12 protein-coding genes and 1 pseudogene are annotated in these 12,447 nt (G+C 61.1%); 6 read left to right on the forward strand and 7 right to left on the reverse strand.

The genetic code is table 11. The features are described from left to right. Nucleotides 1–207: 207 nt before the first annotated feature. The 3 genes and pseudogenes from VLK31_RS35820 to VLK31_RS35830 form a co-directional block, all read left to right on the forward strand. A pseudogene (locus VLK31_RS35820) lies at nt 208–733 on the forward strand (DDE-type integrase/transposase/recombinase); the annotation flags it as partial. Between the two features lie 29 nt (nt 734–762). Continuing rightward, nucleotides 763–1,665, forward strand: coding sequence for a PrpF domain-containing protein (locus tag VLK31_RS35825; protein ID WP_409173253.1), 903 nt, complete (start codon nt 763–765; stop codon nt 1,663–1,665). Continuing rightward, complete coding sequence (locus VLK31_RS35830; protein WP_409173263.1) at nt 1,631–1,915, forward strand: PrpF domain-containing protein; 285 nt, start codon at nt 1,631–1,633, stop codon at nt 1,913–1,915. The genes VLK31_RS35825 and VLK31_RS35830 overlap by 35 nt, the downstream gene beginning before the upstream one ends. A 55-nt stretch (nt 1,916–1,970) precedes the next feature. Here the strand turns inward: VLK31_RS35830 and VLK31_RS35835 are convergent, their stop codons facing one another. The 7 genes from VLK31_RS35835 to VLK31_RS35865 form a co-directional block, all read right to left on the reverse strand. Then, nucleotides 1,971–3,080 (reverse strand): alpha/beta hydrolase, encoded by a 1,110-nt coding sequence (locus tag VLK31_RS35835; protein ID WP_409173254.1) that lies wholly within the window; start codon nt 3,078–3,080, stop codon nt 1,971–1,973. 3 nt (nt 3,081–3,083) lie between these two features. Continuing rightward, nucleotides 3,084–4,550, reverse strand: a complete 1,467-nt coding sequence (locus VLK31_RS35840) for an MFS transporter (protein WP_409173255.1) — start codon at nt 4,548–4,550, stop codon at nt 3,084–3,086. 71 nt (nt 4,551–4,621) lie between these two features. Next, a complete protein-coding gene (locus VLK31_RS35845; protein ID WP_409173256.1) occupies nt 4,622–4,933 on the reverse strand; it encodes a DUF4387 domain-containing protein in 312 nt (103 codons plus the stop codon). Further along, nucleotides 4,926–6,317 carry an acyclic terpene utilization AtuA family protein gene (locus VLK31_RS35850; protein ID WP_409173257.1) on the reverse strand — a complete coding sequence of 464 codons (1,392 nt, stop codon included), beginning with the start codon at nt 6,315–6,317 and terminating at the stop codon, nt 4,926–4,928. Before VLK31_RS35850 ends, VLK31_RS35845 begins: the two co-directional genes overlap by 8 nt. Beyond that, a complete protein-coding gene (locus VLK31_RS35855; RefSeq protein WP_409173258.1) occupies nt 6,314–7,705 on the reverse strand; it encodes an MmgE/PrpD family protein in 1,392 nt (463 codons plus the stop codon). Before VLK31_RS35855 ends, VLK31_RS35850 begins: the two co-directional genes overlap by 4 nt. Nucleotides 7,706–7,715: 10 nt before the next feature. Then, entirely contained in the window at nt 7,716–8,768 is a 1,053-nt protein-coding gene (locus VLK31_RS35860; protein WP_409173259.1) for a TauD/TfdA family dioxygenase, read from the reverse strand. A gap of 97 nt (nt 8,769–8,865) precedes the next feature. Continuing rightward, nucleotides 8,866–9,540, reverse strand: a complete 675-nt coding sequence (locus tag VLK31_RS35865; protein ID WP_409173260.1) for a GntR family transcriptional regulator — start codon at nt 9,538–9,540, stop codon at nt 8,866–8,868. Between the two features lie 145 nt (nt 9,541–9,685). On the opposite strand from VLK31_RS35865, the gene VLK31_RS35870 reads away from it, so the two are divergent. The 3 genes from VLK31_RS35870 to VLK31_RS35880 all read left to right on the forward strand — a co-directional run bounded on the left by VLK31_RS35870 (nt 9,686) and on the right by VLK31_RS35880 (nt 12,173). Beyond that, nucleotides 9,686–10,639 (forward strand): Bug family tripartite tricarboxylate transporter substrate binding protein, encoded by a 954-nt coding sequence (locus VLK31_RS35870; RefSeq protein WP_409173261.1) that lies wholly within the window; start codon nt 9,686–9,688, stop codon nt 10,637–10,639. Between the two features lie 34 nt (nt 10,640–10,673). Next, nucleotides 10,674–11,819: an alpha/beta fold hydrolase gene (locus tag VLK31_RS35875; RefSeq protein ID WP_409173262.1), complete on the forward strand. Its 1,146-nt coding sequence runs from the start codon at nt 10,674–10,676 to the stop codon at nt 11,817–11,819. Nucleotides 11,820–11,900: 81 nt separating this feature from the next. Further along, complete coding sequence (locus tag VLK31_RS35880) at nt 11,901–12,173, forward strand: transposase (RefSeq protein ID WP_409173264.1); 273 nt, start codon at nt 11,901–11,903, stop codon at nt 12,171–12,173. The last annotated feature ends 274 nt before the right edge of the window (nt 12,174–12,447 follow it).

Raw genomic sequence — 12,447 nt, forward strand, 5'->3', positions numbered from 1 at the left:
CGCGGCGCATCTTCGGCTCGATCACATGTCCAACCCTCAGGACATGACCCAAGTTATCTACAGCTTAAATCTGGCAGATTCCTCAAGGCAACTGGAAGCTTGACAACGTTGTGGTGCTTGCGCGAGGTGTCGGTAGCAGGCTGCCTCCGCTCGCAGATAGGTTCGATCTGCCAGGGCCTTCACAACGCGAAACTGGCCAGCACGGTCAATGAGGTCTGGAGCAGGGACTTCGTCAGTGACAGCCTGAGCACCGGGCGGCGAATCAAGTGCCTGACGGTGGCCGACGACTTCAGCCACGAGTGGGTGAGCATCTCGGTGGACTGGCGCATCTCGGGGCAGTATGTGACGCGGCTACTGGAATAGGCCGCGGTCTTCAGAGGCTACCCGCTGGCCGTGCGCACGGACAACGGCCCCGAGTTCACCAGCAGGGCGTTCATGGGCTGGGCGCAGACCCACGGCATCCGCGACACCCTGACCGAGCCTAGGCGACCCATGCAGAACGGCTACGTCGAGAGCTTCAACGGCAAGTTCAGGGACGAGTGCTTGAACGAGAAGTAGTTCGAGACGCTGGTGCAGGCCAAGTCGGCCATCACCGCCTAGCGGCGGGACTAAAAACGAGGTCAGGGCGCACAGCAGTTGTTACCGCATCCCGATCATTTCCATTGCGCAACTGATCGACCACAGGAAGCAGACGCGCAACAGCCCGGTGCTGGTCGGCGAGGGCTGGCCGTGAACAATCACCAGAGTGAAACGGGAGCAAGCATGGGCGAAGAACAGGTTTCAATTCCGTGTGTGTTCATGCGCGGCGGCACCAGCAAGGCGCTGTACTTCCACGAACGCGATGTGCCGCCCGCGGGCCCCGACCGCGACAGGCTGCTCAAACGCGTGATGGGCACGCCCGACGTGCTCCAGATCGACGGCATGGGCGGCTCGCGGCTCGTAACCTCGAAGGTCGCCATTGTCCAGCGCTCCGCGCGCGATGATGTCGACATCGACTACACCTTCGCGCAGATCGATGTGGCCCGCGACGGCATCGGCTACGACGCCAATTGCGGCAACATCTCGTCGGCGGTCGCGCCTTTCGCCATCGACGAAGGGCTGGTAGAGGCCGTCGAGCCGGTGACGACCGTGTGCATCCACAACACGAATACCGGCAAGCTGCTGGTCTCGAAGGTGCAGGTGAAAAATGGCAAAGCCCGCGTGCACGGCGACTGTGTCATTCCGGGCGTGCCCGACACGGGCGCCGAGATCCTCATGGACTACGCGGGCACCGTGGGCGCCAAAACTGGCCGCCTGCTGCCCACGGGTCAAGCTGTGGAGACAGTGACGCTCGAGGATGGTCGTCTCATCGAGGTCTCGTTGTGCGACGTCGCCAATCCGTGCGTGTTCGTCGATGCGGCATCGCTCGGGATGAGTGGCAGTGAATTGCCCGACGCCATCACGAGCAACCGCGCGCTCATTGAAACACTGGGAGAGATCCAGTCGAAGATGGGCGAGCGCATCGGCCTTTACTCCGACTGGCGCGAGGTGCACCTGCCGGGGCTGCCGCTGGCGGTGATCGTCGCGCCGCCGGTCAATCAACTACGTGGACGTCAATGGGCAGCCGCACGCGGCCGTGGCCATGGACCTGATGGCGCGTCTCGTGTTCTTAGGCAAGTGCCATGACAGTATGGCGGGCACGGGCTCGATCTGCACAGCCGCCGCCTCGCGCGTACCGGACTCGACCGTGCGCCGAGTTGCAGGCTCAGCGTGTGAGACGACGGGCGCGCTGCGCATCGGGCATCCTTTGGGCGTCATGGAAGTGAAGGTGTCGGCGGAAACGGCGGGCGACCCTGCGAGTACTCGCTTTTTGATACTGGGCCTCACGCGAACGGCGCGGCGACTGATGGCTGGCGACGTGTTTCTACCGGTTTAAAGGGCAAGTCTAGAAGCCCGTCCAGCACGCTCAAATGCGATTTCTCGATGGGCAGCTATATCTCGCTTTCCATCACCCATTGATCAATCAGACCTGCTATTTCCAGGTTGTTCATCTCAACCATCATCATGTGACCATTCCCGCGGATATTTACGTCGGCCAAGCACAGGTGGTCTACGCCGACTCCTGCCTGCCGCATGTAGCCGACGGTATGGTGATCAAGCACAGCGTGATAGGACGCTTCGGCCGTCACGATCAACACCGGTATGTCGATCAGATTGACGAGCTGGCGTGCCGGCTCTTGCTGGAGCAAACGAAAAACTCCATCAACTCGGCCCGAACTCAGACCCGTTGCAAATCGAAGCTCTGAGGCCAAGGCAACTGGCGGCGCATACGAAATTTCCGTATCGGTGGTGCCCCAGCCGAAGCCGCTGACATTGGCGGCTTGGACAGATGCGAACAAGGGGCCTGATGGTTCGATGGCCAGGATCGCTTTGACAAGGTGTGGGCGTGCATCTGCAATGAGCCATCCGTAGGGCCCACTTTGTGAATGAGTCAGCAAGATGGCAGGACCGATTTTGTCGAGCAGCGCTGCGCCAGCGGCCTGACATTGTTTGCTGCTCAACTCGACAGAGGCAACGCTTTCTACCTGTGAGGCGTAAAAGGCATCGAAGACGGAGTTGCCCTTGCATCCGCTGTCCGACCCATTGCCTGGCCACTGTGAGTGCAGCGCGGCCTGGGGCCACGCCATGCTCCGCCGGCTTGCCGTGAGTTGCTTTTCGACCTGCGAAACTTTCAGGGCTCGGGTAGGGCCGGCTGCCGAATTTTGACCCGAGCGCCCTCGCATCGGTTGATCCATGAGGTAGACGATGTAGCCCTGCTCGACGAAGTAGTCCGCCCACCCCTTGCGCCCGTCTGGTGTCTGGAGCCAGCTTGCAGACGTTTGCCCGGCACCATGAATGAGGACCAGAGGATAGGGACGGCGTACTTCGCGCGGCACGATGACTTCAACATAAGCCTGCCCGTTCATGGTGTCTGTCGCGCCGTTGTAGACCCCGCCCACGTAGAAGTTGCCGCGGGCACCGACAGCCGACTGCGAGACGACAGCAACCGGAAGTGCAGCTCTCTCGAACTCGCGTGGATTGTTCGTTTGCTCTGAAGACATTTTTCAGGTTGCCGAGTCAGTGAATCGCCCCGTGGGCGATAGTTGCCGGGGTTGCTCTGCGCCGCTTTCCTTGGCCATCGCTGAATTAAGGGTGCGCGGTCCCATCCAACCGATGAGCAGCGCAACGGCCACGAAACACGCCGCCAGGAAAGCAAACACAGCGTTTGTGCCGCCGGTCTGGAGCAAATAGCCGATGACAAGGCTGGAGAACACCGTCGCCAGCCGACCCCAGCCGTACACGAATCCGACTGCCTTCGCGCGAATGACGGAAGGAAACAACTCAGACTGATAGGTATGGATGCCGTACGCCACGAGCAGGTTGCACACGGTCACGCCCAAGCCGAACGCAACGATGCCAATCGATCCCGTCTGCTGCCCGAACATGATGCCGAGCACTGCGGACGCGAGCGTGCCGCCCACGAGCTGCCACTTCCGCTCGATCCGGTCAGCAAAAAACATGAACAACAGTGGGCACAGCGGGTAGCACAGGCTGATGTAGAAAGTGAACTCAAAGCTCTTTACGATGCTGTGGCCTTGAGCGGCGAGTAGCGCGGGAAGCCAGCTTGCGAAGCCGAAAAATCCGATGGTGATGAAGACGTGCGAGAACGTCAGCATGACGACGCGGCGCCGCCAGAGCGGATCAAACAAGCTGGGTGATGCGCCTTGCGGCGCCACGGACGGTCTTTCATCTGGCGTCACGTGCATCAGCGGCTCAACACGAAGTCCAGATTTCCTTTCGATGGTGCCGATGATCTGCGCGGCTCGCTGCAGGAAGCCGCGTTGTGCCAGCCAGCGCGGCGACTCTGGCAGCCGCATGCGCGTCAACAAAACAAGAACGCCGCCCGCCGTGCCGATGAAGCAGATCCAGCGCCAGCCGTCGATCTCGAACGGGTGGCGTGGCACCAGGACATAGCTCAATCCGCCGACGATGGGAACCGCCAGGAACTGCACGAAGGTCGCAAACGCAAATGCGCGTCCCCTGAAGCGTGCAGGAACCAGCTCTGCCAAGTAGGCATCGACGGTCACGATCTCTGCGCCAAGCCCAATGCCGGCCACAAAGCGGCAGACATCGATGCCGAGCGCGTTGTGCTGCAGCGCCATCGCGAGCGTCGCGAGTGTGTACAGCAAGATCGAGCCCGTGAAAGCTCGCTTTCTCCCGATCCTGTCGGCCACCCGTCCCAGCACCATGGCTCCGACGAACATGCCCAGGAAGGTGGCGGCGGCGAATGTCGCCTGGTCGGGCAACCCGAACATGCCGTGTTCCTTCGCAAAGATTCCGGCTTGAACAAGACCGGGCGAAATCAGTGAGGTGAGCGCAAGCTCGTAGGTCTCGAAGAATGTCCCCAGCGAAAGCAGGAGAACGAGCGACCACAGGTGACGACTCATCGGCAACTTGTCGATGCGCTGTTCGAGCAAGCTGGCAGCATCGACCGCGCTTGCTGTGGATGAGGAAGGTGAGGAGAGTGACATGTCTCGGCTTTTTTGTTGGGGTGCGTACTTGCCGCTCTGCGGCGGCTTGTAGAAGGCTCGATGAACCTAGTTCATCGGCTCAGTTCGACATCGAGCAAGCGGATGTACTGCTGGCCGCCGTGCATGTCCCGCTCCATGGCGCCTCCCTGCGGACGCCGGCGCGGGTAGGAAATCTTGACGACAGCAAGGTCGGGCAGGCTGAAGCACTTGACTTGGCTCGTGTCCACATCGAACAAGGCGCCAATCGCGGCAGGCTGTAGCGCTGTCGAGGTCGAATACCGATCGAACGCCTCGCGGTCAGGAAAAGACAGATCGATGGTGATCCAGAACGGCCCCGCGTTCTTGGAGCGCACGTGTCGGCACACTTCGCTGAGCTTAGGCATGTTGCACCTCACCTACTTCAAGGAACTCAGTGCGAACCAACTCCAGCGGATGTGCGACATGCACGACATGGTTGAGCTCGAACTCGTAGACAGCACCGCGCTCGATTTCTGCTGGGGAGAAGGGAAACGCATAACTGGGCAGCGGTGTGTCGCGGTTCAGCGGCATGTGAAAAAACAGCGGATTGCAGGTCTTGGCGATCTGCGTCGCCAGCTCCTGCGTAGCGGCCGTCGCGACGAAAAGCAAGCCGATTTCCACAGGTTTCGGCGCGTCGGATGCGACAGGCAGCCCTGAGACTGCATTCCACCCGTAAGGCCTCAATGAAATGTCGAACGCGCCAGCGCGTGCGCCCATGGTGTCGCTCACGCGTTGGACCAGATGTGCGTGCATCTGCGCCAGAAACCGGTCCAGTTCACCCAGTACTGCGCGATCCTGGATGCCGACCATCATGATGGTCTGAAACGCGCCGGTTGATGCGCCTTCGAGCTTCATGGTGTATGGTTTGCGCAAGAACCTGGAGCCGCTTACGCGAACCGTGCGACCGTCGACGGCTTCGTACTTTGCCTTGCTGACATCGAGGATCCCGCCTGGCTCGTGCAGCAGAAAGGGATCGCTGTTTTCGTACAACATGTGCGCGGACACCGTGCGGGTGGTGCAACTGTTAGCGCCGTTGAGTGGCTCCACCTCGAATGCGTCCTTGCCAATGCGGATCATGACGCCGCCATCGCGCGTGTTGACGGTACAAAGGCCGCCGCACTCGGCGATCTTCCCGGCATGCCACGCGGGCCCCTCTCCCGCGCCACGCAACAAAGGCAAGGCGGCAAGTACGGCTGTATCCGTCGTTCGACCGCCCAGCACGATGTCAGCCCCAGCTTCCAGCGCCGCCATGTATGGCTCAGGACCCATAAGGGCAACGATGTGATCGCAACGTGCGAACAACTCTGCGCCGTTCCCGCTCATCGGCGCGAGGGGTGACACGTCACCTGCGAGGGCTCTTGCATGGAGGAGTTCGGGTTTTTGCTCGGAGTAGAGCAAAGCGATGCGGGGGTGCAGGCCGTGCTCCATCGCGATTTCCAGCGCGATGTCACGTGTCCAGTTGAGCGCCGCATCGCACCCCGAGGTGCCGCACGATCCGATCATCAGGGGCAAACCCGAGCGCGCTTGAGCACGCATCAGGATCGCTAGATCCGACTTGATGGCGTCGCGGGAATATTTGGACCGCCCCGTGGCGAGGTATGCAGGGCCGCTGTCCGTGGAGCCTGCATCGCAGGCGATGGCGTGAGCACCAGCTGCGAGGCCGGCGTCAACGTCAGCCTCACGCACACCTGCGCCCAGTGCGCCGGTGGGCACCAGCACGTTGACCGTGTCTTGCAGACGATCAGTCATGCGGCCACCTCGAACATTCGGGCAAGGGTGGCGACGTTGGTGCACTGCTCAAGATCTAAGAGCGCATCAAACGACGCCGTAATCTGCGCCTCCGGCAGCAAGCGACCGGCGCAGTCGCCATATTTTTCGCGCATCTCCGGGACAGACATCGGGTCTTTGCCTCCACGGCCGAGTTGATGCGGCGCATGGCTGGCGAGCTTGGCGCCGGCTCTTGTCATCACCGTGATGTCGGATGCCATTTCGTTGCTCTCTTCATGCGTCCCGGCGGTCGCTGTCGGTTCGTAGGCTTCGACGCTGATTTTTTCGAGCAAGCTGCGCACCGCTGGCTCCAGGAACGCTTCGCCTTCGAAATGGCGAAGGCGCGGTGCGCCGTCCAGCAACGCACGCGCTGCGGAGTACTGAATGCTGAATTTCGCACCCAGGGACGATTGCGGGAATGGATTGTTCGTGTGCGGCAGGCGCCGCCGATTGGCCTGGATCAGAACGGTCTCGACATCCTCGGCGCGCAGTCCCTGCTCGCGCAGGGCCAGCATGGCGCGAATGGCCGGATGGGTACTGCCGCAGCATGGGAACTGCTTCACGCCCACCGATTCCTGCTCCACCTCAAGGCCTTCACCCACGCCCATCAGGAGCCGCTCCGGGTGAACGTTGGCCAAGCCATCGTAGGCGGCGAAATAGCCTTGCTTGTGTTCGAGAGCGCCCGGGTTGGCGGTGAAACCGCCGGCGGCCAGTTGCGCCGCCATGAGGCCGTTTCGCACGCATTGCCCCACATGCAGCGGCTTCACCATGGTCCCGAAATTGGCCTTCACTCCCGACGCCAGTGACGCCGCGATGGCCAGCGCCGTGGCGGTCGTCGGAGCATCGAGCTTCAGGAGACGGGCAGCTGATGCGGCAGCGCCAAACACACCGATCGTCGACGTCGGATGCCAGCCGCGTTCGTAGTGGTCCGGGTTGACCACATGTCCGATACGGCATTCGGCTTCGAAGCCCACGACGTACGCCTCCAGCACCTGCGCGCCGCTCGACCCCAGCGACTCGCCCAGCGCGAAAATGACCGGCACGAGCGTGACGGAAGGATGGCCGCCCATGGCATGGGCCATGTCGTCGTAGTCCGCAGCATGCGACGCGGTGCCGTTGATGAACGCCGCTTCAAGCACTCCCGAGCGGCGGCGTCCGCCAAAGACCAACGCCTCGCCGGCGGTAACGTCGCCGACCAACGATTTTTGCAGCACTGATACGACGGGCTCGGTCGCGCCCAGAAGCGTCACGCCGATCGTGTCGATGATGCAGCTGATAGCAACCTCTTTCGCCTTGACGGAGATGTTGCCGATGTGGATGGTCTGAAGATGCTCCGCGAGCTGCATCGTGAGCGGTTGTGGGGTGCTCATGACGTGCCTTTCAGTCCTTGGCTTGCACGGTTTCGAAGCTGTGCTTGCCAGTGCGCGACGGAAAGCCGCCGCGCACTGCACCAGCGCTCTGATCTTGATAGATCGGCGCCATCGAAGGGCTCAGCGCGCGCGTGTTGGGCATCGACAGCCACATGCGCAGCAGATGGCGCTTGCGGTCCTCTTCGGGAAAGTCCTCGAATTCGGTGCGCGCGTGATACGTGACGTGGTTGTTGAGCAGTTGAATGTCGCCCGGCTCGAACATCATTCCAAAGTGAAAGCGTTCGTCGTTGGCAAGGGCACTGATGAGCTTGAGCGCTTCGAGTTGCTTCTCAGGCAGCGGACCCAGTTCCTTGTGGTTCTCGTGCGCGGCGATGACGTGCGTCGCGATGTTCCGGCTGGAAAACTTGCCGTCATGCTCGCTGTAGATGGGCTGCTGGTAGTAGGGCGACTCGCCCGGCGCCTCCTGCCCCTTCCAGCTCCAATAAAAGGGCTTGTAGAGCACGTCGAGCAAATCCGGACGCGTCGCAGCGATTTCGTTGCGGATCGCAACGGAGCTGCAGATCATCGATCTGCCGCCGGCTTTGGCCGCACGCATCACGATCAGGGCGACCACGTCGGCCGTGTCGGTGTGAAAGCCCAGGCTCTGTTTGGACATATAGCCACGGCCCGTGGCGCTGTTCACGTCTTGACCGAAGTTGCGAACGTCGCCAAGGAGATCGCCCTTGCTGCTCTGGGAGACGGCCGTGCCCATGTACAAGCCGATGCCCCAATACATGAGGCGCAAGTCTTCGCGCGAGTATTTCTCAGCGGGAAGCCCTCTGAGCACGACGAGGCCGCGGCCGTTTTCAAGGCGGTCCTGAACTTCCGGGATGAGTTGGCTGAACACTTCCAACGGAAAGCTCTGCTTGGTGAGCTTGTCGATCGTGACGCCTGCACTTTTCGCCGCCTGCAAGGCGTTATCGAGATCCGCGATCTGCGCCTCGCTCAGCTGAATCATCCATTCTTTTGGATCCTTCAAGTCTGCAGCGAGCCAGTTGGATTTGCCGTGATAGGCGTCGGTCATAGGTGTCTCCTGTTGCGATGAAAAGAAATGGCGCAGGGCCAAGCCGACGAGACCCCAAAGTGGCATCTCGTCGCGACGGAAAATGAAAAGCGGTGGGCTACTGGCCGCCGAGGCGCGCCAGAATCATCAAACGGACTTGGTCGACGTGGTCTTGCATTGCCTGCTGGGCTTGCTCCGAGTTACCAGCGATCAGCGCCTCGATGATGGCGAGGTGTTCCGCGCAAACCGATTTGCGACGCGAAGGAAGCCGGCCAAACTTGAACATCGAGGTGCGAGTCTTCAAGTCGTCAATGACTTGCTGCAGCACGGGATTGCCGCAGGCGGCGGCGATCAACGAGTGAAGATCACGATCGCTCGCGTCGAACTCTGGCGTGACCGCGTCGTCAGGCAGCTGCAGTGCGTCGCCGATGCGTACCTTCAGGCGATCGAGCTCAACGAGCGAGACGCGGCCTGCGGCGAGCCGCGCCGCCTCTCCCTCGACCAAGCGGCGTACGTTGAGGATGTGCATGTATTCCTCGACCGGCAACGCGCGCACGACCAGGGCGCCGCTGCGCTGGCGCTCTAGGAAGCGTTCGCCTTCCAGGCGCCGCACCGCCTCACGCAGGGGCGTACGAGAAATGCCAAGCTGCAAAGCGATCTGGCGCTCAGTCACGACCTCATTTGCAGCCAACTCCCCGCTAAGCAGCATGCCCATCAGTGCCTTATGGGCCACTTCGGACAGTGCAAGTGCGGGGGAATCGGCCTCGGAAACGGCGATTGCTTTTTCGTTCATGAGAAGGAGTATAGGATCTAATTCCTTTTGCGTCCAGTTGGTATACCACTTGCGCAACGCTGGTGTCTCATCGATACTCCGGGCGCCAGGGCGCGATACAGCGCCTGATCCATAGACGCAGCCGTCGCTCAACCCGGAGACATCCATGAAGACTTTGCACACACTGGCAGCCGTTACGGCTATCACCTTTGCCCCGTTGGTCTGGGCCCAGGACAATTACCCCACCAAACCCATTCATTTCGTTGTCCCGTTCTCACCAGGCGGGGAAACTGACATCGTGGCGCGCCAGATCGCCACCCGGCTCGGCGCAATGCGCGGGTACATGGTGATCGTCGACAACTTTCCCGGCGCGGGCGGAAACCTTGGTGCGGAACGCGCGCTGAAGGAGCCCGCGGACGGGTACACCTTCCTCGTGATCTCGGGTGCCTACGCAGCGAATGCAGTCGTGACTAAGCCCGCCTTTGACCCTGTAGCCGCCATACAGCCCATCATTCAGTTCAGCAGTCAGCCCAGCGTGCTCGTTGCGAATTCAAAGTACTCCTCCATCGGCGAACTGCTCGACAAGGCGCGCAAGTCGCCTGGATCTATCAACTACGGCTCCGCAGGCATTGGCAGCCTGGGCAATCTTTCGAATGAAAACTTCGCACTGGTGGCTGGGGTCTCGCTCAATCACATTCCCTACAAGGGCACGAGCAATGCTGTCACTGATCTGGCGGGCGGTCAGATCGACATGATGTTCGCGGGGGTCACGGGCGCACGCGCGCTGGCCAGGGGCGGCAAAATCAAGATGCTGGCGGTGACCACGCCCAAGAGAATTCCCGTGCTTCCCGAAGTGCCGACTCTGATTGAGAGTGGGGTGGCCTATGAGTCGAGCCTCTGGCACGGCCTCGTGGCCGCGAAGGACGTGCCGCCGGCGATCGTCGAGAAGATGAATGCAGACTTGAATGCCGTCCTGCGCGACCCAACCATCGTGAGCCGTTTCGACTCCGAACTCCTCACCCCGGTCGGTGGAAGTCCTGAACAATTCAAAGTGGTCATTCAGAAAGAGCTGGCGCGCCTCGGACGAATCGTGAAAGCGGCCAATGTCAAGCCTCAATGAGAATGAGCGCGAGCCCAGTTCGTGCGACGCACCGATGAAGCTCTACCTGAGATTTCTTCGAGCGCTATCAGTCGCAACCGGACTTGCGTTGTCGCTGGCTGGCGCGGGATGCAGCAGTTTGACCGAGGCGCCTGGAGCGCAAGGCGTGATGTACGTCGGCGGGCGCTACACCGATGACACGGCGACGGCAGGGATCGTCGAACAAGCCTACGTCTACTACCAAATCCCAGCAGGTTATCGATCCGGCGGCGGCAAATGGCCCGTCGTCATGGTGCACGGCAGCCAGCAAACAGGGGCCAATTTCTTGGGCACGCCGGATGGTCGGCCGGGATGGGCCGCTGATTTTCTGAGGAGGGGTTGGCCGGTATATGTAATCGATCAGCCAGGTCGAGGAAAGTCAGGCTACTTTCCATCGGCGTACGGCGCGCAGGCGAAGTCACCACAGGCCGCGCAAGTGCAAGCGCTCTTCACAGCGCCGGAGCTCACTTCACCACCTGCTTGGCCCGAGGCGGTGCTGCATACACAGTGGCCAGGCGGACCGGGAAGCGGCAAACCGGGAAACTTGGCATTCGATCAGTTCATGGCCTCGCAGGTCGCGAACATGCCCGAATACAAACAGGCTCTTTCGTTGACGACCAAAGCGATTGGCGAGTTACTCAAACATATAGGGCCAGCAGTCCTCATCACACATTCGATGACAGGGCCGGTAAGCTGGATGGTTCCGCAGGCCAATCCCGGAATGATCAAAGCGATCATCGCAGTCGAACCTACCGGAAATTCGAGCCTTCGTAGCGATGCGGGACCGGGCAGTGCGTGCGGCCTCAGTGACGACTGCCTGCGCTTTTCGCCCCCCCTCGAAACGGCCACCGAACTGAATCTGGTGAAGACGGCGGCACCAACAAAGGGACTGCAAAGTTGTTGGCTCCAGGGGACAGTTGTGCGAGCGCTCCCGGACCTCAATGGAATTCCTATTTTGATTGCCACAGGGGAGGCCTCATACCACGCACAGTACGACCAGTGCACCTCAGAATTTCTCACGCAGGCCGGAGTGGGAAACACATGGGTGAATCTCTCGTCTGTTGGATTGAAGGGAAACGGGCATATGCAAATGATCGAGTCGAACAGTCAGAAGATCGCCGATTTCTATGAAGGCTGGTTGCGCGACAACATTCATCATTGAAGGCGTACAAGGTGCTGTCGCGACCAGCGAGAGCGGGCGGCTTGGCTCGGCTCGCATGTCTACGACTACGTTAGCTACCCGATAGCGTTCCTCGGGACTAGTGGGGATGAGCACAGCCGCTGGCGCGGCACATCGGTTCGCGACAAATACGAGGCCTACGACAGCGTGATCGGCGCCGGGCGCGAGCGCGTCGCCGCAGGCCGTCTTGCGCACGCCCGGCGCAAGTTCGACGAGTTACTGCTAGAGGGTGGAGGCAGCGCAGTGGCCACCGAAGCACTGCATCGCATCGCACAGATTTACCGGGTCGCACGCGAGCTCACTGCACTTCCTGCCCAGGCAGGCCTGCCTGGATAGCAGGCTCGGGTGGACACGGGGTACGCACACCCTTCGACAAGGAGCGAGCGGCGGTCCGTTTGCCCTGCTCGACCTGCCTTGCCTGTGACGCGCGGTACCTGAGACGCACCGTGGTACACGCTGCCCGACCTCAAAGAGCCGCTACACCTGTTGGCGCCGGCCGAAATTTGACCCACCTGTGAGGGTTGTGCCGCTTCAAATTTGACCCGGGTGTTCAGCCTACCCTGCTGCTTTTTTAAGCGGTGGGGTATCAGGAGTGATCACTATGGCCATG

The organism is Variovorax sp. H27-G14 (genome assembly GCF_046156345.1).
GTDB lineage: Bacteria > Pseudomonadota > Gammaproteobacteria > Burkholderiales > Burkholderiaceae_C > Variovorax.

Coding starts and splice junctions, on each gene's coding strand:
- VLK31_RS35825 (WP_409173253.1), top strand. CDS start 763: ATGGGCGAAGAACAGGTTTCAATTCCGTGTGTGTTCATGCGCGGCGGC.
- VLK31_RS35830 (WP_409173263.1), top strand. CDS start 1,631: ATGGCGCGTCTCGTGTTCTTAGGCAAGTGCCATGACAGTATGGCGGGC.
- VLK31_RS35835 (WP_409173254.1), bottom strand. CDS start 3,080: ATGTCTTCAGAGCAAACGAACAATCCACGCGAGTTCGAGAGAGCTGCA.
- VLK31_RS35840 (WP_409173255.1), bottom strand. CDS start 4,550: ATGTCACTCTCCTCACCTTCCTCATCCACAGCAAGCGCGGTCGATGCT.
- VLK31_RS35845 (WP_409173256.1), bottom strand. CDS start 4,933: ATGCCTAAGCTCAGCGAAGTGTGCCGACACGTGCGCTCCAAGAACGCG.
- VLK31_RS35850 (WP_409173257.1), bottom strand. CDS start 6,317: ATGACTGATCGTCTGCAAGACACGGTCAACGTGCTGGTGCCCACCGGC.
- VLK31_RS35855 (WP_409173258.1), bottom strand. CDS start 7,705: ATGAGCACCCCACAACCGCTCACGATGCAGCTCGCGGAGCATCTTCAG.
- VLK31_RS35860 (WP_409173259.1), bottom strand. CDS start 8,768: ATGACCGACGCCTATCACGGCAAATCCAACTGGCTCGCTGCAGACTTG.
- VLK31_RS35865 (WP_409173260.1), bottom strand. CDS start 9,540: ATGAACGAAAAAGCAATCGCCGTTTCCGAGGCCGATTCCCCCGCACTT.
- VLK31_RS35870 (WP_409173261.1), top strand. CDS start 9,686: ATGAAGACTTTGCACACACTGGCAGCCGTTACGGCTATCACCTTTGCC.
- VLK31_RS35875 (WP_409173262.1), top strand. CDS start 10,674: ATGAAGCTCTACCTGAGATTTCTTCGAGCGCTATCAGTCGCAACCGGA.